The 20,998-nt window shown below is 56.5% G+C and carries 25 protein-coding genes; 13 read left to right on the forward strand and 12 right to left on the reverse strand.

Annotation, left to right across the window (positions count from 1 at the left end; all coding sequences use genetic code 11):
* Positions 1 to 9: 9 nt before the first annotated feature.
* Complete coding sequence (locus NI000_RS25325; protein ID WP_253414157.1) at positions 10 to 1,599, reverse strand: ABC transporter substrate-binding protein; 1,590 nt, start codon at positions 1,597 to 1,599, stop codon at positions 10 to 12.
* Positions 1,596 to 2,141 (reverse strand): sigma-70 family RNA polymerase sigma factor, encoded by a 546-nt coding sequence (locus tag NI000_RS25330; RefSeq protein ID WP_253414158.1) that lies wholly within the window; start codon positions 2,139 to 2,141, stop codon positions 1,596 to 1,598. Before NI000_RS25330 ends, NI000_RS25325 begins: the two co-directional genes overlap by 4 nt.
* 209 nt (positions 2,142 to 2,350) lie before the next feature.
* Here NI000_RS25330 and NI000_RS25335 point away from each other — a divergent pair, with 209 nt between their 5' ends.
* From NI000_RS25335 to NI000_RS25355, 5 genes are all read left to right on the forward strand, one after another.
* Complete coding sequence (locus tag NI000_RS25335) at positions 2,351 to 3,808, forward strand: ABC transporter substrate-binding protein (protein ID WP_253414159.1); 1,458 nt, start codon at positions 2,351 to 2,353, stop codon at positions 3,806 to 3,808.
* Between the two features lie 21 nt (positions 3,809 to 3,829).
* Complete coding sequence (locus NI000_RS25340; protein ID WP_253414160.1) at positions 3,830 to 4,735, forward strand: phosphatase PAP2 family protein; 906 nt, start codon at positions 3,830 to 3,832, stop codon at positions 4,733 to 4,735.
* Positions 4,732 to 6,216 (forward strand): glycosyl hydrolase, encoded by a 1,485-nt coding sequence (locus tag NI000_RS25345; protein WP_253414161.1) that lies wholly within the window; start codon positions 4,732 to 4,734, stop codon positions 6,214 to 6,216. The genes NI000_RS25340 and NI000_RS25345 overlap by 4 nt, the downstream gene beginning before the upstream one ends.
* Positions 6,217 to 6,325: 109 nt before the next feature.
* A complete protein-coding gene (locus tag NI000_RS25350) occupies positions 6,326 to 6,583 on the forward strand; it encodes a GlsB/YeaQ/YmgE family stress response membrane protein (protein ID WP_253414163.1) in 258 nt (85 codons plus the stop codon).
* Between the two features lie 59 nt (positions 6,584 to 6,642).
* Positions 6,643 to 7,083: a YtxH domain-containing protein gene (locus NI000_RS25355; protein ID WP_253414164.1), complete on the forward strand. Its 441-nt coding sequence runs from the start codon at positions 6,643 to 6,645 to the stop codon at positions 7,081 to 7,083.
* A 100-nt stretch (positions 7,084 to 7,183) separates the two neighbouring features.
* Here NI000_RS25355 and NI000_RS25360 read toward each other — a convergent pair whose 3' ends face one another.
* Both NI000_RS25360 and NI000_RS25365 read right to left on the reverse strand, forming a co-directional pair.
* Positions 7,184 to 7,714, reverse strand: a complete 531-nt coding sequence (locus tag NI000_RS25360; protein ID WP_253414165.1) for a cysteine hydrolase family protein — start codon at positions 7,712 to 7,714, stop codon at positions 7,184 to 7,186.
* Position 7,715: 1 nt separating this feature from the next.
* Positions 7,716 to 8,327, reverse strand: coding sequence for a helix-turn-helix domain-containing protein (locus tag NI000_RS25365; protein ID WP_253414166.1), 612 nt, complete (start codon positions 8,325 to 8,327; stop codon positions 7,716 to 7,718).
* 192 nt (positions 8,328 to 8,519) lie between these two features.
* On the opposite strand from NI000_RS25365, the gene NI000_RS25370 reads away from it, so the two are divergent.
* Both NI000_RS25370 and NI000_RS25375 read left to right on the forward strand, forming a co-directional pair.
* Positions 8,520 to 8,954, forward strand: a complete 435-nt coding sequence (locus tag NI000_RS25370) for a hypothetical protein (protein WP_253414167.1) — start codon at positions 8,520 to 8,522, stop codon at positions 8,952 to 8,954.
* A complete protein-coding gene (locus NI000_RS25375; RefSeq protein ID WP_253414168.1) occupies positions 8,929 to 9,276 on the forward strand; it encodes a CPBP family intramembrane glutamic endopeptidase in 348 nt (115 codons plus the stop codon). Before NI000_RS25370 ends, NI000_RS25375 begins: the two co-directional genes overlap by 26 nt.
* Here NI000_RS25375 and NI000_RS25380 read toward each other — a convergent pair.
* Positions 9,223 to 9,540, reverse strand: a complete 318-nt coding sequence (locus NI000_RS25380; protein ID WP_253414169.1) for a hypothetical protein — start codon at positions 9,538 to 9,540, stop codon at positions 9,223 to 9,225. The genes NI000_RS25375 and NI000_RS25380 overlap by 54 nt on opposite strands.
* A 240-nt stretch (positions 9,541 to 9,780) precedes the next feature.
* Between NI000_RS25380 and NI000_RS25385 the strand changes: the two genes are divergently transcribed.
* A complete protein-coding gene (locus NI000_RS25385; protein ID WP_253414170.1) occupies positions 9,781 to 10,362 on the forward strand; it encodes a pyridoxamine 5'-phosphate oxidase family protein in 582 nt (193 codons plus the stop codon).
* Positions 10,363 to 10,407: 45 nt separating this feature from the next.
* Here the strand turns inward: NI000_RS25385 and NI000_RS25390 are convergent, their stop codons facing one another.
* From NI000_RS25390 to NI000_RS25405, 4 genes are all read right to left on the reverse strand, one after another.
* Positions 10,408 to 11,196: a sigma-70 family RNA polymerase sigma factor gene (locus NI000_RS25390; protein ID WP_253414171.1), complete on the reverse strand. Its 789-nt coding sequence runs from the start codon at positions 11,194 to 11,196 to the stop codon at positions 10,408 to 10,410.
* Positions 11,193 to 11,642 carry an anti-sigma B factor RsbW gene (rsbW, locus tag NI000_RS25395; RefSeq protein ID WP_253414172.1) on the reverse strand — a complete coding sequence of 150 codons (450 nt, stop codon included), beginning with the start codon at positions 11,640 to 11,642 and terminating at the stop codon, positions 11,193 to 11,195. Before rsbW ends, NI000_RS25390 begins: the two co-directional genes overlap by 4 nt.
* Before the next feature lie 27 nt (positions 11,643 to 11,669).
* Positions 11,670 to 12,023, reverse strand: coding sequence for an STAS domain-containing protein (locus NI000_RS25400; RefSeq protein ID WP_253414297.1), 354 nt, complete (start codon positions 12,021 to 12,023; stop codon positions 11,670 to 11,672).
* 146 nt (positions 12,024 to 12,169) lie between these two features.
* Complete coding sequence (locus NI000_RS25405) at positions 12,170 to 12,658, reverse strand: DUF948 domain-containing protein (protein ID WP_253414173.1); 489 nt, start codon at positions 12,656 to 12,658, stop codon at positions 12,170 to 12,172.
* Between the two features lie 173 nt (positions 12,659 to 12,831).
* On the opposite strand from NI000_RS25405, the gene NI000_RS25410 reads away from it, so the two are divergent.
* Positions 12,832 to 13,335 carry a Dps family protein gene (locus NI000_RS25410; RefSeq protein WP_253414174.1) on the forward strand — a complete coding sequence of 168 codons (504 nt, stop codon included), beginning with the start codon at positions 12,832 to 12,834 and terminating at the stop codon, positions 13,333 to 13,335.
* A 38-nt stretch (positions 13,336 to 13,373) separates the two neighbouring features.
* On the opposite strand, the gene NI000_RS25415 is transcribed toward NI000_RS25410, so the two are convergent.
* Genes NI000_RS25415 through NI000_RS25425 form a run of 3 tightly spaced genes read right to left on the reverse strand, consistent with a single transcriptional unit; the run spans position 13,374 to position 16,174 of the window.
* On the reverse strand, positions 13,374 to 14,057 hold the full coding sequence (locus NI000_RS25415; protein WP_253414175.1) for a class I SAM-dependent methyltransferase: 684 nt from the start codon (positions 14,055 to 14,057) through the stop codon (positions 13,374 to 13,376).
* Between the two features lie 50 nt (positions 14,058 to 14,107).
* Positions 14,108 to 15,436 (reverse strand): purine/pyrimidine permease, encoded by a 1,329-nt coding sequence (locus NI000_RS25420; protein WP_253414176.1) that lies wholly within the window; start codon positions 15,434 to 15,436, stop codon positions 14,108 to 14,110.
* A gap of 30 nt (positions 15,437 to 15,466) precedes the next feature.
* Positions 15,467 to 16,174 (reverse strand): ankyrin repeat domain-containing protein, encoded by a 708-nt coding sequence (locus NI000_RS25425; RefSeq protein ID WP_375541002.1) that lies wholly within the window; start codon positions 16,172 to 16,174, stop codon positions 15,467 to 15,469.
* 126 nt (positions 16,175 to 16,300) lie between these two features.
* Here NI000_RS25425 and NI000_RS25430 point away from each other — a divergent pair, with 126 nt between their 5' ends.
* The 4 genes from NI000_RS25430 to NI000_RS25445 all read left to right on the forward strand — a co-directional run bounded on the left by NI000_RS25430 (position 16,301) and on the right by NI000_RS25445 (position 20,995).
* A complete protein-coding gene (locus NI000_RS25430; RefSeq protein WP_253414177.1) occupies positions 16,301 to 17,194 on the forward strand; it encodes a LysR family transcriptional regulator in 894 nt (297 codons plus the stop codon).
* A gap of 123 nt (positions 17,195 to 17,317) precedes the next feature.
* The gene (locus tag NI000_RS25435; RefSeq protein ID WP_253414178.1) at positions 17,318 to 18,370 is read left to right on the forward strand and encodes a BMP family lipoprotein; all 1,053 of its coding nucleotides are present in this window, start codon (positions 17,318 to 17,320) and stop codon (positions 18,368 to 18,370) included.
* Positions 18,367 to 19,926, forward strand: a complete 1,560-nt coding sequence (locus NI000_RS25440; protein ID WP_253414179.1) for an ABC transporter ATP-binding protein — start codon at positions 18,367 to 18,369, stop codon at positions 19,924 to 19,926. The genes NI000_RS25435 and NI000_RS25440 overlap by 4 nt, the downstream gene beginning before the upstream one ends.
* Positions 19,919 to 20,995: an ABC transporter permease gene (locus NI000_RS25445; RefSeq protein ID WP_253414180.1), complete on the forward strand. Its 1,077-nt coding sequence runs from the start codon at positions 19,919 to 19,921 to the stop codon at positions 20,993 to 20,995. Before NI000_RS25440 ends, NI000_RS25445 begins: the two co-directional genes overlap by 8 nt.
* Positions 20,996 to 20,998: the final 3 nt, after the last annotated feature.

A 20,998-nucleotide genomic window follows, 5' to 3' on the forward strand; every position in this document is an offset into this window, starting at 1 on the left:
GCTCTCCCCCTATGGTGTCCCGCCGCCCACCGTCGCCTTAGCTTCGGCCGGCTTCTTCTGCGCTGCGTTTTTCGCCTGAATCAGCGCCTGCTGTCCGCTGGTTTGAAGCTCCTGTGTCGCCTGGGCGACCGTCTTCTTGCCATTCAGCACATCCTTGGACAACTGCATCGCAAGCTCCTGAAAAGTCGAATAAAACTCCTCCGGCACGCCCGGGGTCGCCTGCGGCTCTGCCGGCGGACGAAGGCTCGTGAACGCTTCAACGAGCTTTTCTTGCCCCTTGACCGCCGAGAGACTCGACAAACGGGCAGGCGTAGAGCTGCTGCCGACGGTTTGCGTCAGCATTTTGCGGGCCGCTTCCTCGCTGTTGATGAATTTGACCAGCTCCCATGCCTCCCTCCGGTTCTCGGAGGCCGCATTCACCGCATAGATCGTGCCGACCGAGAAGGAAGACGATTCGTTCGGCCGGGACGGGTCCGTCGGCTCAGTCACGACATCCCATGGAATAGAGGACATCTTGTATCTGGACGAAGCCTCGTTCAATTCCTTGACGAAGCTGTAGTTTTGTAGAGCCATTGCCGCTTGCCCTGTGAAGAAAGGATTGGCCTTATACATGTCTTCCCTTGTAAAGGACCCTTTTAGCGGTGGCGGCTCGTAAATATACCCGCCGCGGACCGCATCGAGGGCGGCAGTCCACATCTTCTGCCACTCCGGCGTATTTACGGTGATCTGCTTACCCGCCGGATCGAGAATGCTGAGCCCCTTGGCTTTGCCCGCCTGCTGGACCAAATCGTAAGGACCGAAATAAGATCGGGCGACAAGTCCATAGACCCGCTCCTTCGCATTCGGCCCCGCCGCGAACCGGGAAGCCAGCTGCAGCAACTCCTCCCAACTCATGCCGTTCTTCGGATAGCCGATCCCGTATTTGTCAAACAGCTCCTTGTTGTAGAAGAGCACAAGCTGGTCGTAATCCGGCGCGAGCCCGTACAGCTTGCCTCCGCCCTCGGTACGAAGCATATCCACGACGCCGGCATGCATATTTTGCAGATCGAAACCCTCCTGCCGAATCACGTCGTCCAATGCGTACAGCTTGCCCTCCTTGGCTAACTGCGCGTACTCGGACAGCGACAGCGACAGCACGTCGGGCTTGTCTTTTTCCATCCACTCCTCAAGATTGGACCGGTTGATCCCGGCATAAGGAGGTCTCCCGATTCCCGTCTCCACCTTGACCTCGATGTTCGGATAACGAATCGTAAACGCTTTACCATATTGCATCATGAATGTTGTTTCATGAAAATACGAAACTTTCAGCCTCTTTTCCTTATTCGGGTCCATCGCTTCCAATGCCGCTTTCTCTCGCGGCTTGGAGAGCTTGGACAGCCCCTCGGACAGCCGGTCCGCCTGAGTCCATCCGACCGCCAGCACAAGCACAACCGCCAGCGCGGGACTCCAACGGAGCCAGCGTTTCCTGCTGATGGGCGGCTGCTTCATCTCCACCCGCTCCTTTACCTTATGCATAAGTTCCTTGGAAAAGCCGCCCTGCCTGAGCTGCAGCCGGGTCAGATGCTTCTCCCAATGTTCGGGCTCGAGCCGTTTCGTCATGCCTTTCTCCCCTCCTCGCCGAGCTGCTGCGATACTTTGGCGCGCGCCCGGGAAAGTCTAGATTTCACCGTACCTTCGGACACGTTCAGCAGCTTCGCGATTTCCGCGTAAGACAGCTGATGGTGCGCATGCAGCAGCAGCACCTCGCGCAGCTTGAAAGGCAAGCCGAGCACCGTGTTCCACACTTCCTCCTCGGCCAGCAGGCCGATCACCTGCGATTCCGCCGACGGCTCCTGGCCTTCCTGGCGCAGAATACCGAAAGGAATGACGCGGCGTATCCACGCCGACCGCCAGTGATCGCGCACCAGATTGCGGGTAATGGCGAGCAGCCATGTCTTGATGCTGGCCTCGCCGCGAAACGTATATAACCGCTCGTACACCCGTACGAACACGTCCTGCGTCACATCGTCCGCCAACGTCCGGTTCTTCGACAGGAAAAAGGCATAATTCCATACGTCTTCGCCGTACGTCAGCATGATGTCCGAAAGAACGGCGTTTTTATCCAAGCCGCCGGACATCGATTTTAAATATTCAAAGGTCACCCGGGTTCACCTCACAATGAATTGGACGGAGAAACGAAAGAAAGGTTCCCTTCGCTGGAAAAATTTTAAGCCCGCCGCCTGTTTTCCAGAAATATTCACACCTAACGGAACGAATTTGCGATTCCCCCGTCTACTGCTTGATTACAAAAAAACAGAAGGGGTGACGAAAACGCATCGTCATCACACTTCGGAAATGGGTGGGATCGCAAATGAAACGATGGTCTAAATGGGTTCCGGCGGGACTGGCTTTATCCCTGGCCGCGACCATGACAGGATGCAGCTCGGACAAGCTCGCCGGAGGCGAAGGAGGCAAGCCTTCCGTAACGTTAAAGGAACTGGGCAAGGACGAGAAAGCGAGCATCAAGGTGCTATTTTTCGACAAAAATTATTTTTCTCAGATGTATGGCACCTTGTTCTCCGCCAAATTCCCGAACATCGACGTACAAGTGGTTTCCATGCAAAGCATCTTCGATCCGGGAAAAGACACCAAGAAGGAATACCAAAAATTGGTTGATGAAGAAAAACCCGACGTGCTTTTATTCCCGACGCCCGAATTGTTTGAGCAATGGGCTGGCGACGGCAAGCTGCTTCAGCTTGACGATGTCATTCGTCAGGACAAGTTCGATGTCGAGAATATGATGCCGACCGTCATCGAACAAATCAAGTCCATGGGCGACGGCAAGCTGTACGGGCTGGCCCCCTCCTTCTTCAGCCAAGCGCTGTTTTATAACCGGGATCTGTTCGAGAAACACGGAGTGCCGCTTCCGAAAAACCAGATGACGTGGGAAGATGTGCTTGCGCTTGCCAAGCGTTTTCCGACCAACAGTCAAGGAGAGCAGCGCATCTACGGGATGGCCTCGTACTACCAGTTTAAAGGCGGCAAGCCGATCGGATACGAATACATGAGCGAGATCGGGTCCACCCAAGGCTTGTCCATCCTCGATCGGGAGAAAGGAACGGTGACCCTCCAATCCGACGGCTGGAAAAAGGCGCTGACCCTGGCCGTAGAAGCCATGAAATCAGGTGCAATCTATAACGCCAAAGACAGCAAGCCGATCGAACCGGGCAACGGAATGACAATGGAAGATATCTTGAAGCAAGACTTGTTCGCCACCGGTAAAGCCGCCATGACCATCGGGGGATCGTACTATATTGAGACGCTTCTGCAGGCCAAGGATTCGCTCAAGGACGTCAAACCGGTCAACTGGGATATCGTGACCGTTCCGGTCGATCCGAGAAACCCGGAGGCTTCGGATGCGGTGTCTGTTTCGAAGTTTTTTGCCGTCCATGTCGATTCGCCCAATCAGCGGGCAGCTTGGGAATTGGTCAAATATATTAACAGCGAGGAAGTAGCCAAAGTGACAGTCTCCTCGAATCCGGGTGAGCTGTCCTCCAGAACGGCCTACATCAAAGAACGGGACGGCCGCAGCCTCGAACCGCTCACGATGCTGAAAATGGTCCGAAACGGCTATCCGAAAGGCGCGGAGCCGGTGCCGGTGTCGTTCTACTCTGCCTTCGACCAAATGGCCCAAGCGGAGGTGCAAGCCGTCGTCGAAAGCAAAAAATCGGTCGACGAAGCTCTCAAAACGATGCAGGAAAAAGGGCAGGACATTTACAACAAAGCGAAGCGGGAACAGAAAGATACGGAAAAGAAAGGGCAGGGTTAGCCTTGTCGGGGAGATCGAACGATGTCGGAGAAGTCAAGACGATGGACAAATGGAATCGACTGGACGATGTGCGGTATTTTAGCATCGATTTACTTGGTCTGGCGCATCGGCACCGTCGGCGGCTGGACCTTGGAGTGCTGGGTTCTACTTTTGATTTGCCTGGTTGGGGTGCGGAAGGATCAGGTTGACGTCGAATGGATGAAATTTTTGGCGGCGGGGGTTCCGCTTCTCGGCGTGTTCTATTATTTCTACGGCTCCGGGAACGGCATCTGGTGGTCTATAGCCTACCGGATGTTTCAGAATAACCTTCATGTCTGGAACTGGGACAGCATGATGAATAGCATTCCGCTCAATGATGCGGCATGGGCCCGGACGATCAGCCATCCGAGGCTGGATAAAACCATGGTATGGATTTACAACTACGGGTTCGTGCTCTCGCTCTGGATCTGCATCGTGCGCAGCTATTGGACCCGCAGCGTGAAAAAAATGCTGTCCTACGCCTTGTCGGGACATCTGCTGCAATTTCCGCTCATTTTGCCGTTCTATCACTTGATCCTGCTGCGCGAGGTGTGGTGGGTGAAAGGACAGCCCGATTTGCTCGGCCGCCAGTTCGCCACGGAAAACGATTTGCTGACGAATGTCATGAACTGCTTCCCGAGCATGCACACGTCGATTTCATTCGCGATGCTGCTGCTGGCGCTGCGCGAGCGGGACCGTATTTTCAAATACGTCATGGTGACCTATTGCTCTGCCATCATCTTCTCGACGATGTATCTGCAGATCCACTGGGTGCTGGATGTCATTGCAGGCATGCTGTTCGCCTACGGTGTCGTCAAGCTTGCCGATGCCGTCATCTATTGGGGATGCAAGCTCCTCCCCGCCCGGTTTAACAAGCTTTATGCGGCAACGGAAGGAAGAGCCGGATGAAGCTCAAAAAAACGTACGTCATTTCCGGCGCCGTCTTGGTCGCTCTGCTCGGCGTTTTTATCGCTCGATCCATGGTTTCCGAGCCTATGGCGACGTATACCGATTTGCCTTACGGATATGAGCTGAGCTATCCGAAGCAAATGAAAGTCGATCGTTCCTGGCCCGGGATTAGAACGCGTTTTTTGGACGAAACGACCCAAATCGACGTGTATTACGATAATTTCAACGGCACCGTATCCGACGCCGCCACGTATATCGGGTACGGCAACCGGTTTATCGAGAATACCAAGGATCACCGCGTAACCAAGAACGAAACCAAGACGGTCAGCGGCCTGTCCGTCCATATGCTGAAATGGGAGCGCGATAAGCTCAAGCACGTGGAGAACGACAAACCCTACTATGCCAGCGCGGAAATTGTCAAGAACGACAAAGAGGTGTACACCATCGCGATCAAATCCGCCCGGCCCATCACGAATGACGAGAAGATCGTGAATTCGTTCCGGGTCATTCCGCCTCAGGGGGACAAGCCGGAGCTCGGCATGGTGACGAAGAAGGTGCCGCTCAAAACAAATCAGGAAACGGCGGAGGCGTACCGCAAGCTGTTCATGACGGACGGGCTGAAATGGGGCATTTACGAGCGGTCGGCTCCGGGAAGAATGGATATTCTTCATGCGCTGGAACAAAACCTGGACTATAAATTCGGTCTGTTGATCCTGTACAAGTCCTTATCGACGGGCTTTCCGGCGGACGATTTGAAAAACGCCTACGATGACAACCGCCTGGTCCAGTTAACGCTGCAAACGATGCGGTTCGGCGAAGCGAATCCCAGCGTGATGTATGACATTTTGAACGGAAAATATGACGAGTTTTTCACGAAATACGCGCAGGACATCAAGGCGTTCGGCCATCCGCTGCTGTTCCGGCTGAACAACGAGATGAACGGGGACTGGGTGCCTTATTCGTCCTATCACAACTCCAAGGACCCGGAGCTGTATACGGAGGTCTGGAAATATATTTACCGGACTTTCCAGAGCCAGGGCGTCGATAACGTCCTGTGGGTATGGAACCCGAATCACCTATCCAAGCCCGAGTTCCAGTGGAATCATCCGCTGCTTTATTATCCGGGCGACGACTACGTGGACGTGGTCGGGCTGACCGCTTACAATACCGGCACCTATTACCCGGGCGAGCAGTGGAGCACGTTCGACGAGCTGTATGCGCCCTTGTACGCTCAATACAGCAAATGGTTCGAACAGCCGCTGATGATCACGGAATTCGCCTCCAGCTCGGTCGGCGGAGATAAAGCGCAGTGGGTGGACCATATGTTTAAGGACATAAAAAAATATCCCAAGCTGAAAGCGGCCATCTGGTGGAGCCATACGGATTTCGATCCGGACGACCGGCCGGCCCGCAAATATAAGCTGGACGAAACGCCGGAGGTGGTCGAGCGGTTCCGTCAGCATTTGCAGGAATATAAGTAGTCCCGGAGGCAGTGGGCAGTCCCTTGCCGCCCCGTTTGTTTCATCGCTTCCATGCAAGGGTAAAAAGAGGCAAGCCAGTCAGTCCACCTTCCAAAGGAGCGTGAAGAAGATGATAAGCTTGCTGATTACCTTACTTATGGCGATTGTGATCGGTGCGATCGGGTCCGCCCTTGCGCCGGGAGCGATGCCGGGAGGCATCATCGGTTCCATGATCGCCGGGTTCGTCGGCGCTTGGCTCGGCTATCTGCTGCTCGGTTCCTGGGGACCCGTCATCGGTGGTTTCGCCGTCGTACCTGCGATTATCGGCGCAGCGTTGTTCGTCTTCCTGCTCGGTCTCGTGGCCAAAGGCCTCAACCGCACAGCGTAAGCTTCGCGTCGCACCGTCTCTAGCGGATTCCCAATACGAATGCAAAGGAGCGATGAAGCATGACTACGGCAAATACAGCCAATGAAAGCAAAAGCAACCTGCTGCTCGGAACGTTGATCGGAGGCGCCGCCGGGGCGCTGATCGCCCTCTTGCTGGCGCCGAAATCCGGACGCGAGCTGCGCAGCGACCTGATGGACGCCATGCAAACCTTGCAGAGCAAAGGCCAGGAGCTGATGGCCGCCTGCAAGGAAAAAGCTTCCGAAACCGTCGAAGCGGTGCGGGAGCAGGGCAGCCATTTGGCGGACAAAGCGCACGACATGACCGACCGCGTCGCGGAAGTGTCCCATCAGGCGATAGATCGTGCGGCCGATGCCACTCAAGAGAAGCTGGAGAAAGCGCAATCCGCCGGCCACCGCGCCCTCGATAACGCGCAGAGCACTTCCCACAAGGCGATCGATCAGGCCGACCGCACGGCAGGTTCAACGTCATCGAAGCAATAGCGGTATTGCCTAAATAAGCGGGTTCAAAAACTGCTGCGATACAAACTGTCTCTTGTATGAAGAAGGGACAGTTTGTTCGTTTTTTGCGCCCGGCCGGATTTTAAAACCGGACATCGCTTGAGTGAACAATTGCGGCAAATTGAGTAAGAATACAATTGTGATGGTTTATGATTTGTTCTGCCGTCAATTCATCGGAATCGTAGGTACTATGGCAATCTTTTACCAATTCTACTTGATAGCCACGCGAATAAGCGCTTTTCACCGTTGTATCGACACAATACTCGGTTTGAACGCCACACATCACTAACGTGTCGATACCATGATCCCGCAGCTGCGCATGGAGCTCGGACTCCAGAAACGAGTCCGCATGATGTTTAATGATGACATGATCTTGTGCGGCGGGAGCGATCTGTTCATGTACTTGCCATAACGGTTGATTCTCGGATCTTAGAGAACCTTCCGGCTCGGTATACATGATATAGAAAACGGGAGAATTCCCCTTCCTGGCTTTATCGATCAAGCGCTTTGTATTTTCAAGCAGTTGTTCTTCTTGATAGATCGCTTTTCCGCCGTAATCTTTCCACACAAAAGGCATAACCTGCATGTCGATAATAAGCAGTGCTTTTTTCACTTCAGGTAACCCTCCTTGCTCCCTTTTTCAATTTCTCATGTTTCCATAATCCGTGACGGGTGCAATACGTATATAGCGTTCCGCCGTGCATTTGGGGGAAACGTAATTCTGCGTTTTGTTCCGGGTACAATTTCATAAACAGCAGCCTGTCATAAGAGATATAAGCGACAAAGGAGATATGATGATCTCTGCTCATTTCATGTTGAATGGTAATAAAGTAATCATCTTCAATCTCCTCAACGGTGATTTTGTGTTCATCGTTCTCCGGCATTGGAAGCAATTCCTTTAATAGTCTGCCGCAGCATGAAATGCTTGTGGCCCCCGTACTGGTCATGACATTGCCACAGCTTGGACATGCGTAAAATTTGATTTGATTCATGTTTCCTCTGTCCTGTTCATTCGGATTTAATTCCCCCGATAAAAGCTTCTCGATATTTACTCCCAATATTTTGGATAGCCCGCCAAGCAAGGACACATCGGGACACCCTAATCCGCGTTCCCATTTTGAAATCGTCTTATCGCTGATATTCATAAGATCAGCCAAGTCCTTCTGCGTCATGTCTTTCTCTTTACGAAGACGCAAAATGAGTCCTCCCACTTTATTGCAGTCCACATTGTCCACCCCCTATGACTCTAGAATATCGGCTAATCCTGCCCTTCTCAATAAACGCTCCGTAGAGTGCGGCAGTGAAAAGCGAAATCCTACGGGACATCGTTTAGGAGTACTAGCTTAAGTTAGTACTCGTCATGACCAAGCGGTGCCGTTTATGATGAACGGAGAAACAGGAACAGAAGGGTGAAAACTATGGACCGACTCAAGCTTGCAGTGCTATTTCTTGGCCCGACGGTCATGATTGCGGCCGGACTGCAGGGGATGCACAGCGTCCCGCTTACGTTCGCTTTGTTCTACGGCTGGCTGCTGCTGGTTCCTTTGGGAAGCTACGTTCTACGCCGCAGAACGGGAGCCCGAGCCGATTCTCAGGTGCAAACCGATCGGGGGCGGCAGCGGCAAAAGACCGATATCCTCATGGGCATCGGCTCGGGCGCGGTGTTTTTCGGGGCGATCGTTGCCGCAGCCGTCCAGTTTCATCCGTTATTTCTGGATATTCCACGGCTAAAGGAGTTACTGCAGGAGTGGCATTTTTCCGGGGAGCATACGATAGGGCTGGTGCTGGTGCTGCTGGTGTTGAACCCGCTCGTACTGGAGAGGATATGTGCTACGGAAGCTGACGGACGGTAGAGTAAGCCCCGCCATGGCTGTCTTTCTGACCTCCTTGTTCTACAGTCTGTACCACGTGCTGTCGATCGTGCCGATCTTCGAGCGCCCTTGGAATATCGTCCTGGTGCTCCCCGTCTTCGCCGCCGGTCTCTTCTGGGGCTGGATGCGTCTCCGCCACGCCTCGCTGACCGGCTCCGTTCTGAGCCACAGCTTCGCGGATGCGGGCATCATGTGCGTTTATTTCCTCTATCTGAGCTTGCCTTGTGCGGACAAAGCACAACCGGGGCCGTCAGCCCCGGTTCAGATGCTCGATCCACAAGTCTTCCGTGAGATGCTCCTTTAAACAGAAGGCAACCGGGATACGCTCGCGCTCCGGCTTCACAAAATGCCCGTTGTCCAAGTAATAGCCGTGCTCTTTGGCCGTCGACAGCATTTTGCAAAATTGCTCAGCCGCCCTGATCGCTTCTTCTTTATCTGAAAACGTTTCCAATACGTTGCCGAATCCCAACGGATTAGCTGCAGCCTGAATGGACAAATGGTACTTTCCGCCTTCCTCGCGAACCAGCACTTCGCTTCCATGACATTTGATGGTGTGTTTGACCTTCATGACCTTCACCGCCTTTTATCCTGGGAATATGAAGTGTTGCTTAAGCTTTATTACCCGCAGCCCGCCCGCCTGAAACGGCCGTTCGCAAGTAGCCGCGGCGATTTGCCCGGCCCGCGTTCCTCAAGAACGATAGGCAATCCCTATAAACGGAATATGTAATGCGTATTTCCCAAACAAGCTCTAAGAGCGCATACTATTACACAAAGAGACTTGGCAAACTAAGGAAAGGAGATCTCACCTATGGGAAAACTGTTTCCAGCCCTGCTTCCCGAGCATGAGGCGTTTATTCGCAAGCAGCGCCTCTTCTTCGTCGGGTCCGCCCCATTGCAGGCTGAAGGCCATGTGAACCTCTCACCCAAAGGACACGATGTATTTCGAATCGTCTCGCCGACCGAGGTAGGGTATTTGGATTTGACCGGCAGCGGGAACGAAACGAGCGCGCATTTGGAGGAAAATGGCCGGATTACGCTGATGTTCGTTGCGTTCGAAGGGCCTCCCCTCATTTTGAGAATGTACGGAAAGGGTCGTGTCATCCTTCCCGGGACCGCCGACTGGGAGACTTGGGCGCCCCGCTTCGAGCTACTTCCCGGAGCCCGGCAAATTATCGGCGTCGACGTTCACGCCGTGAAAACCTCCTGCGGGTTCAGCGTTCCCTTCTACTCGTACGAGAAAGAACGCGATACGCTACAGCGGTGGGCTGCGACCAAAAGCGACGACGAGCTGAACGATTACTGGCGCAGCAAAAACGCCGTGAGCATGGACGGCATCCCGACGCCGCTCGGCCGGCGGATCGCCGAATACGCTCCCTTCGAGGACGAATGAAGCGCCAACGACGAAAAGACTCGCCCTTAGCTGCAAAGGGCGAGTCTATGAACCAAGACCGATATCGCCGGCTCCCGGCTCGGTAAAATATTTTTTTAGCTTGTCGAGAGCCCGCTTCTGAATGCGCGACACGCTCATCTGCGAAACGCCGAGCTGATTCGCAATCGTCCGCTGCGACTGGCCTTCCACATAGGCGAGATACAGCACCTGCTGCTCCTCCGGCTTCAAATGAACGAGCGCCTCTTGCAAGGCGAGGCGGTTCTCAACCCGCAGATAAGCGTCGCTCGGGCTGCCGATCACATCGCCGATCGTCGATCCGTTATCTTCCGTGGATAGCGGAGTATCCAGCGAAACATAGTGATAATAATCGCGTCCGGCCAAAATTTCGATCGTTTCCTCGACTGACAGCTCCATCTCCGCGGCGATTTCATCGATATTGGGCGAGCGCTCCAGCTTGACCGTGAGCATGTCCACGACCTGCTGGATCTGGTTGCCTTTTTCCTTGATTCGCCTCGGAACCTGGACATACCAGGATTTGTCGCGCAAATAATTTTTCATATGGCCGATGACGCTTTTCATCATATAGGCTTCAAACTGCACGCCCATCGACAGATCGAACTGCTTCAGCAGCTTCAATACCGACATTTGCCCCACTTGGTACAGGTCTTCGAACAGATCGGGGCGATTGCGTGACATTTTGCCGGCCGCCATCTTGACCATAGGCTCGTACTGCTGCAGCAGAACCGTAGCCGTATCGTTGCAGCCGGTTTCTTGATACCTTACGATGAGCTCCTCGGCACTCGCATTGGCAAATCGCTCCGAATTAAGTTTCATACCATTTCCTCGCTCCTGCATACCCGCTTGGTCAGGATGACCTCCGTGCCGATGCCCGTCATGACCTCGACATCGTCCATGAGCGCCTGCATCAAATAAATTCCGAGGCCTCCTACATGGATGTCGTTCAGCGATTTATCATGCAGCGATCCGGCCCGCCGCGCCTTCTCCGCATAATCGAAGCTCGGTCCCTGATCCTTGACCACAATGCGGAGCCCGTCCTCGATTCGCTCGAAGCGGACCTCCATCAGGCCCGGACTGCCCGGTTCATAAGCATGTACCACCGCATTATTGCACGCTTCGGCGACGGCCACCTTCATATCTTCGATTTCCTCGTAAGAGAAGCCAAGCTTGGAGCTGATACCGTAAAGCGTCAAGCGGACCAAGTCGATAAATTCCGCTTCCGCAGGCACAGTGAGACTAACAACATGGGATTCGGGTTTCATACGGTCTCTTCTTTCCTTTCCTATCCGTTAATGGACGCGTGCTTGGGACTTCCCGGCGGCCTCGTTCGGATGCAAAAACGGGGTGATGCCCGTCAGATCGAACAGCCGCTTGATTTTCGGCGGAATCTCCTGCACCTCGAACGGCGCTTTCAGCACGTCTCGGGCTTTTAATACCGATACAATCACACCGATGCCGGTGCTGTCAATATATTGCAGGCCGTTCAGGTTAAGAACGAGCTTGCGGTTCGTATCCGCGATGAACGTATCCAGCGCGCAGCGCAAATCCGAGACTTTGGACAAATCGAGCTCACCGTGCAAATAAACGGTATTGGCGTGTTCGGTTCGTTGCGTGTCGACATGAAACGATTGTGGTTTATTCATCATACCCGCGTGGTTCCTCCCCGTTCGCAGCTTGTTTGCTCCAAGAGCCGTGCTGCATTCTACGAATTTGGTTATTATTTACCCCGGGGGCGGAAGCTTGAAACAGTTCGGCCGGAATTTCCTGCCGGCTGGGGCCGAACCCCGGCTCAGCTCTGCTGCGGATAAGCCCGCTGCCCCGCTTGCGGCTTACGGCTGCGGAACGCCTGCCATAGCTCGATCGCCACAGGCACCGCCTGCATGACCGTCGCGACCTTATCCTTGACGGGTCCGCCTCCGGCTGCCGGCCGTTCCTTCACCGCCTTGGTGCGGATGCTCCCCGCTACCGAGGCCGAGGCTTGCTTGATCGAGGAGGTGATCTCCTGTACCGCATCGCCGATATTTTTGACGGAGTAGACGACCGAATCGATCGAGTGCAGCTTGTTGCGGACATCGACGGTCACTTCGTTCGTATGCCGCAGCACCTCCGTCGCTTCTTTGCTGATTCCGTTCACCTGCTGCTGCAGCTCCCGGATCGTCTCGTTGGTCTGCATCAGCACGGTTGACAAGGAACGCAGAGTCATGATCAAAAAGACGACCAACGCCGCAAAGGCCAGCGCAATGACGGCCACACTGATTTCAATAATCATATCGTTCATCTCCTCCACCCTTTCGTGAATGCGGTTCGCGCCCAGCTTGGAATGTTTTTACCCGGCACGGTCCTGCTTGAAACCTGAGGCCCTAAGCAAATCTGGTCGTGTTTCATCTGCCGCTGCGGCGGGGTAAGAAGGCACAGGCAGGACAATCCATCACGAAGCGGAGGTAATCCATTATGGCTAACGTATTGGAGAAGGAAAAGGAAACGAAACCGGCCAAGAACGCGAAGGACACGAAAAAAACAACCGGACTGCATGCGCTACTTAACCGGCAGGTCGCCAACTGGGCCGTGCTCCATATCAAAATTCACCAGCATCATTGGTATGTGAAGGGCCCGAATTTCTATGCGCTGCATGTGAAGTTCGAAGAACTGTACGAAGAAGCGGCCCTGACGATGGACCAGCTCGCGGAGCGGCTGCTGTCGGTCGGAGGCCAGCCGGTATCGACGACGAAGGAGATTGCCGCAGCCGCCACGATCAAGGAGCACGAGGCGTTCGCCTCGGCAAGCGACATGGTGCAGTGCCTGCGCGACGACTTCTCGATGGTGATCGAAGAAACGGGCGAAGCGATGGAGCTTGCGGAGCAGGAAGGCGACGAAGGCACCCACGATATGCTGCTGGAGCTGAAGACGCGCCTGGAGAAGCATGTCTGGATGCTGAACGCTTATTTGAACGAATAGAAACGGCAAGGACGGAGGCGCGCGACCTCCGTCCTTTCTTATTTCACAAGCCCTGCCAGCAAATGCCCTTGGTAGAGCTGGAGAAATTGGATCGCGAACCCGGTATGCAGGCTGAGCGCCACCAGTTCGTCAATCGTATAGTACTTGCATTCGGCGTCGACGAACGCGCCGCCTTCCTTGTAATAGGGCAAGGCGAACACGTCCGGCCAGCAATGGTTCGGCGTATAATGTCTCGACCACGGGGTGGAGATCAGCAGCAGGCCTCCGGGAGTCAGACATTGGTGGATTTTTTGAAAGACCGGGACCGGATTGTAATTCATATGCTCCAGCACTTCCGTGAAAATGACGACGTCAAACGTATGCGGCCAAGGCACCGCTTCGGCTTCGATGTTCGTTTTCGACCACGAGATCGGATACTCCGCTTCCAGCTCCTTGGACCAATAGGCGTCGGTCATATCGATGCCGAACCCTTCGTTGCCCCACAAGACGCTGTACAGCAGGAGCGTTCCATAGGCGGTGCCGATGTCCAGCACCTTCTTGTTCCCGCTTCTTAACGCCGCATCCAGCACGGACAATAGCGGATACCAATAACCGGCTTCCGCTTCTTTGTAGGTTTCAAGATACGGGCTTTTCTCCCGTGCGGCATGGTACCGTGCCAGAATGCTCTGGACATGGCGCAGCCGCTCCTCCTGCGGCATCTCCCGAAAATCGCTTGTTTCCATGGAAAACGGCTCCTTTTGAGCTTTTTACCATATATACGTGCAAAGCGATTTTATAGACTATCGCGGTGGAAGCCGGGGGGCTTGGCTCCCGCCTCCGAGGGCCTCCATAACTGCTCAAGCAGCGTGACCAGCATCGTCCCGAACAGCAGCGCGTTGCCGAACACGTACGCCAGCATCGGCGGCAGCCCCTGGAAGGCCTCCGCAGGCAAGGACATTAATCCGGCGCTGCACACCAGCGTGATGCCGAAGATCGTCAACCGACGCAGGTCCAGCGCTTCCTTCGAGATCGACTGCATGGCGATGACGATCATTTGCACGAAGGAAGCAAGCAGCGCGGCGCTCGCTACCGGCCCGGGAAGCATGGCGACGGCCCGTACCGCCGCGGGGACGAAAGAAATCCCCGCGAACAGCAGCGCGGCGGCGAGAAACGGGCGCAGCCGGGTCTGCTCCGTGATGCGGATAAAGCCCGCCGTGACCGGCAGCGGAACGACGGCAATCGTCGAGAAGAGAGCGGCGATGCCGTGGGACAAGCCTCCCGCGAAGACGCCGCGGTTCAGCGTCCGCTTCGGGTCCCGGGCGGGCTCCGGCATCGCATCGCGAACCGCCGTTACGGCGGCGATCGTGTTGGACAGCAGGATAAACGTGAATAACGCTGCGGTCAACGCGATTCCCGCATCCCACTGCGGCGCTCCCCAAGCGAAGAGCTCCGGCAGTTGAACCGGCGGAGCTGCGGCGGCCGGCGATCCGGCGCTAAGGCCGAGCAGTCCGTAACCGGCCCAGCCGGAGATAATGCCGATCATCACGGCATACTGCTTCACCCAGCCCCGGCCTTTGACGGACAGCAGGACTACAAGGCCGAAGATGGCGATGGACACCAGCGCCGTTGCCGGGTCCGGACGAACGGCCGCCCCCTGCAATCCGAGCATGCCTTTTATGAATACACCGCTAAGCTGCAAAGCCAGAAGGAACAAGAACGTTCCCGTGACAAGCGGGGTGAACAAAAACAGCAGCTTGTGGACCCAGCCGGTCAGGCCCAGAATGGCCAGCAGCAGAGCGGCGATGGCGACGCCTCCCTCGAGCAGCGGCAGCATGTCCTGCGCATTCCCGCCTTGCTTGACGGCCACGTCCGCCATGATGACGAAGACGCTGACCCATGAGCCAGCAGGACCGTCGGCAATCGGGTACCGGTGGCCGATCCAGCCCTGCAGAAACGAGCTGAGGCCGACGACCAGAAAGGTCCGCTGCATCAGCGAGGAAATCTCCTCCGGCGGCAAATGAAACATACCGCCGATGACGACCGGCAAAGCAATCGAATTCGCAAGCAAAAACATAAACCACTGCAAGGTGCTTAAGCTGCCGCCGAGGGCAAGCTTTCTCATGATGTTTCCTCCCAAATGCATAGAAAGGGGCTAGCTCGCCCCTGCTTTCCGTAAAATTTGCTCAATCTCGCCGAACCCGCGCTGCTTCGCATGCGCAAGCGCCGTCACGCCGTCCTTATCCGGGATGTTCACATCCGCCCCATGCTCCACGAGCAGCCGGACGGCTTGCTGATGCTTCTCGCCCCCGCTGCCGAGCACCACCGCTTCCATCAACGCCGTCCAGCCCAAGTTGTTAATGTGATTGACATCGACTTTGGTCCGCGTCAACAACTCCCGGATCACGTCCAAGTGTGCGCGCTCGGCGGCGGGAATGAGCGCGGTGCCGCCATAACGGTTCGTCAGCTTCGGGTCGGCCCCCGCCTCGATCGTCAGCTTCAAAATGTCCAGCAAGCCTTCGGCACCGGCATACAGGAACGGATTGTTCAGCCGGTTGTCGCGTTCGTTGACGTCCGCTCCCGCCTCGATCAACAGCTTCACCGCCTCCGGCTTGTTCGCGTAAGTCGCCGCCATCATCGGTGTGCGGCCCTGCGGGTCCTTCGCGTTTTTATCCGCTCCTGCCTTGAGCAGCCTCCGGAGCTCAGCCGTATCTCCGCGCTCCGCGGCAGCGATCAGCGCTTCATTCATCTGCTTCACATCTCCTTTAGGTTCGACTTGAACGATTCCGGTTGCAGGCGCTTCCGCAGACTCCTGGCAGCCGGTCAGCAGCATGACGGGTAACACCAAATACATCCATCGCATCGGTCCACTCCTGCCTCCTATTTTGCTTCTTTGCTTCTTATGCTAACATGAGCTTTATCTATACGAAAAATATTAAAATTATTGATTTTCCATATGATTATCATATAGTTAGGCAGGTGGTTCCGGATGGACATCAGGCAGCTTCGCTATTTCATTGCGATTGCGGAGGAACGGCAAATTACGGCGGCGGCCAAAAGGCTCCATATGGCCCAGCCGCCGCTCAGCCAGCAGCTTCATCTGATGGAGCGCGAGCTTGGCGTGACGCTGCTGGAGCGGCAGGGACGGCAGCTAGAGCTTACGGAAGCGGGGCGCCTGCTGTACAAGCACGCCTTGCACATCACGAAGCTGTTCGAGGAGTCGCAAATTGAAGTCAAAGAAGCCGGAAGCGGATTGATCGGCAAGCTAAGCATCGGGGTCAACACGTTATCGGACGGAAGGCTGCCGGAGCTGCTTCGGAAGTTCCGCGAGAAGTTTCCGGCGATCACGTACAAAATTCAACAGAACGAATCGGCCCAGCTCTGCAAGCTGGTCAAGGAACGGGCAATCGAGCTGGCGATTGTCCGGTTTCCGCTCGACCTTGGCGATTTCTCGATCCGGCATTTGCGGGAAGAGCGGTTCTATTACGTCACCTCCCGGCGCCGCAGTCCCTTGGACGGGAAGGCGGTTTCGTTCGAACAGATCGGGCAGGAGCCGCTGATCCTCCCCAGCACGGAAGGACTCGGCGTGTACCGAATGATCGTGGAGGAGTTCGCCCGGCACGGGGTGAAGCCGAACGTCTTGTCCGAATGCTCCGACATCGCGATGCTGCTGGAGCTGGTCTCCTCGGACTTCGCCGCCACGCTGGTGCCGGAATCAGTGCTCCAACTGCACCGCGGCTTCGACGTGATGGTGTATGAGCTGGCAGGAACGCATATCGTCTCGTCATCCGTGCTGATTTGGCTCAAGGACCATTACTTGTCCAAGGCGGCGCAGAACTTCATCGCCCTGACGGGCGAAGCGCCTTTTTCCGGTAAGGACTAGCGGGTAATGTTTTTTCGGCCACCCGTCCGTTTTCCAGCAATGACATAAGGAAGCAAAGCTTGGAGAATACTATACCCCAAGCTTTGCTTATTTGGCATTCCACTACGGGAGGACGGATGAACTATGAAACGATGGATATCCCTTGGCATGATCGGTGTGCTGGCGGTTGGGCTGACGCTCGGCGGATGCGGCCAGAAGCCCGCGCCGCCTAACAACGCGGGAGCCGGCGGCGCGCCGGCGGCGGGCGGCGACAAGCTGGCGGGAGCGAAGTTCAATATCGGCATGGTCACGGACATTGGCGGGGTTAACGACAACTCCTTTAACCAAAGCGCCTGGGAAGGGCTGCAGCGGCTTGCGAAAGATACCGGGGCACAGGTGAAATATTTGCAGAGCAAGAGCGATTCGGAATACATCCCGAACCTGACCCAAATGGTGAAGGGCAACTTCAACCTGACGTGGGGGATCGGCTTCATCATCGGCGATGCGATGAAGACGGTGGCGACGCAAAATCCGAACGCCAAGCTGGCAATTATCGATAACGTCGTCGACGCGCCGAACGTGGAGTCTGTCACGTTCGCGGAGAACGAAGGCTCCTATCTGGTCGGCGTCGTTGCGGGTCTGATGACCAAGACAAGCAAAATTGGCTTTATCGGCGGAATGGACATTCCGGTCATCAAGCGCTTCGAAGCCGGCTTTAAGGCCGGCGTGTCTGCGGTCAATCCGAACGCCAAACTGACGATTAATTATACCGGTGCGTTCGACAAGTCCGATCTCGGCAAAGCCGCCGCTTCCACGCTCTATAACGACGGGGCGGATATTATTTTTCACGCGGCGGGCGCCACGGGGAGTGGCGTGTTCAACGAAGCCAAGGACCGGCTAAAGGCCGGCAAGAAGGTATGGGTCATCGGCGTCGATCAAGACCAGTCGAAGCTGTTCGGCGACGACGTGACGTTGACCTCGATGATCAAACGCGTCGATCAGGCGGTCTACCGCATCTCGAACGATCTGATCGCCGGCAAATACGAGGGCGGCAAAACAATTGTGCTCGGCCTCAAGGACGACGGCGTCGGCCTGCCGGACACGTCGAAGAAGAACGTGCCGGAGGACGTGCTCAAGAAGGTCGAGGACTATAAGCAAAAAATCATTAAAGGCGAAATCAAGGTTCCCGAAAAATGAGCGGCGTGAAAGTGGAAATGCGCGGCATCACCAAGCGGTTTCCAGGCATCGTTGCCAACGACGGTATCAGCTTGACGCTCCGGCAAGGCGAGATTCTCGCCCTGCTCGGCGAGAACGGTGCAGGCAAATCGACGCTGATGAACATTTTGTTCGGACTGTATCAGCCGGACGAGGGGGAAATCCTCATCAACGGCGAGCCGGTGGCGATCGTCAATCCGAAAACGGCCATTCAGCTCGGTCTCGGCATGGTGCACCAGCACTTTAAGCTCGTGGAGCCTTTCACGGTGGCGGAAAATATTATTCTCGGGCAGGAGACGAGGCAGGGACTCCAAGTCGATTACGGAAAAGCGGCGCGCCAAGTGTCCGAGCTGTCCGCCCGATACGGACTGCGCGTCGATCCGCGTGCGCGGGTAAGAGACATCTCCGTCGGCATGCAGCAGCGCGTCGAAATCCTGAAGACGCTGTATCGGGGGGCGGACATCCTCATTTTCGACGAGCCGACCGCTGTGCTGACGCCACAGGAAATTCGCGAGATGATGGACATCATGCGCAAGCTGGTGGCCGAGGACAAGTCGATCATTCTGATCACGCACAAGCTGAAGGAAATCATGGCGATCGCGGATCGCGTCACCGTCATCCGCCGCGGCAAGGTCATCGATACGCTCGCCGTCAAGGACACGAACCCGGACGAGCTTGCGGCCAAAATGGTCGGCCGGGAAGTCTCCTTCCGGCTCGATAAGAAGCCTGCCGCCATTGGTGCGCCGGTCCTGAGCGTAGAGAACGTGACCTCCCGAGGGCCCGGCGGCCTGTCCGTGCTCAGCGGCGTCACCTTCGAGGTGCGCGCCGGGGAAATTCTCGGTATCGCCGGCGTCGACGGCAACGGCCAGAGCGAGCTGATCGAAGCGCTGACCGGGCTGCGCGGGATCGACGGCGGCCGCATCGCGCTCGGCGGCCGGGAGATCGCGAACCGCTCGCCCCGCGACATCGCGGAGGCGGGGCTGGGGCACATCCCCGAGGACCGGCATAAGCGCGGGCTCGTGCTGGATTTCTCGATGAGCGAGAACATGGTGCTCAAGACATACTATACCTCCGCCTACAACCGCGGAGGCTTTCTCGACTATGCCGCGATCGACCGTCAGGCGCAGCGGCTGATCGCCGAATTCGACGTGCGGACGCCGGGCCTCCGCACTCCGGCGCGGTCGCTGTCGGGCGGCAACCAGCAGAAGGCGATCATCGCGCGCGAGATCGATCTGAACCCGGATCTGCTGATCGCGGCGCAGCCGACGCGCGGGCTCGATGTCGGAGCGATCGAGTTCATCCATAAGCGCCTGCTGGAGCAGCGGGACAAAGGCAAAGCCGTATTGCTCCTCTCGCTGGAGCTGGACGAGATTCTGAAGCTGTCCGACCGCATCGCCGTCATCTATGAAGGCCGCATCGTCGGGGAAACCGACCCGGATCACACGTCCGACCGCGAGCTCGGGCTGATGATGTCCGGCTCCGGGCGCGCTGCCGAAGCGGCAGCTCCTTCAACCTCCGGAGGTGAAAAGCATGGCTAAAGCCATTCGTGTCATGACCAAGGATTCGGCGCTCGTTCCGCTGGTCGCCATCGTGCTTGGGCTGCTGGTCGGCGCCCTGATCATGCTGGCCGGCGGCTATAATCCGCTCTCCGCCTACGCGTCGCTGATCGAGAAGGTCGTCGGCGATCCGTACAGCATCGGAGAGACCGTCCGCGAGATTACCCCGCTCCTGCTGACCGGGCTGTCGGTCGCCTTCGCGTTCCGGACGGGTCTGTTTAATATTGGCGGCGAAGGGCAGTTTATTATGGGCATGACCGGGGCCACCTGGATCGGCGTCAAGCTGACCCTGCCGTTCTGGCTTCATGCGCCGCTTGCCATCGTAACAGGGGCTGTGCTCGGGGGATTGTGGGGAGGCATCGCCGGGTACCTGAAAGCGCGGCGCGGCGTCAATGAGGTGATTACGACGATCATGCTGAACTGGATTGCGCTGTATTTCGGCAATTACATTATCAGCCGCTATTTGCTTCAGCCCGGCCAGCAGCGCTCGCATCTGATTCACGACACCGCCTCGATCAGTCTGAACGCGCTCAGCGCGATATTCGGCAACGCCCGGCTGCATCTCGGCATTCCGATTGCGCTGCTCGCCGCCGTCGCGTTCTATGTCCTCCTGTGGAAGACACGCCAAGGCTACGAGCTTCGCGCAGTCGGACACAGCCCGTCTGCGGCGGAGTACGCCGGGATGAACGTGAACGCGGGCATCGTGCGGTCGATGTTTATCGGCGGGGTCTTCGCCGGGCTTGCCGGAGTGTTCGAGGTACTCGGCGTCTTCCACTACCAAGTGATCAGCGCCGCATCGCCCGGCTACGGCTTCGACGGCATCGCCGTCGCGCTGCTCGGCGGCAACCATCCGCTCGGCGTCGTGCTCGCCGCGGTCTTGTTCGGCACGCTGACGTACGGTTCGGCCGGGATGAGCTTCGGCGCGGATGTGCCGCCGGAAATCATCCGCGTGATCATCGGCACCGTCATCTTCTTCGTCGCCTCGCACGGGATCATCCGCTGGCTATTGAAGCCGCTGCGGGCCGGGCGCAAGCCGGGGGAGGTGGCCTAAGCG

This window comes from Paenibacillus tyrphae, from assembly GCF_024158745.1.
Taxonomy (GTDB): Bacteria; Bacillota; Bacilli; order Paenibacillales; family NBRC-103111; genus Paenibacillus_G; species Paenibacillus_G tyrfis_A.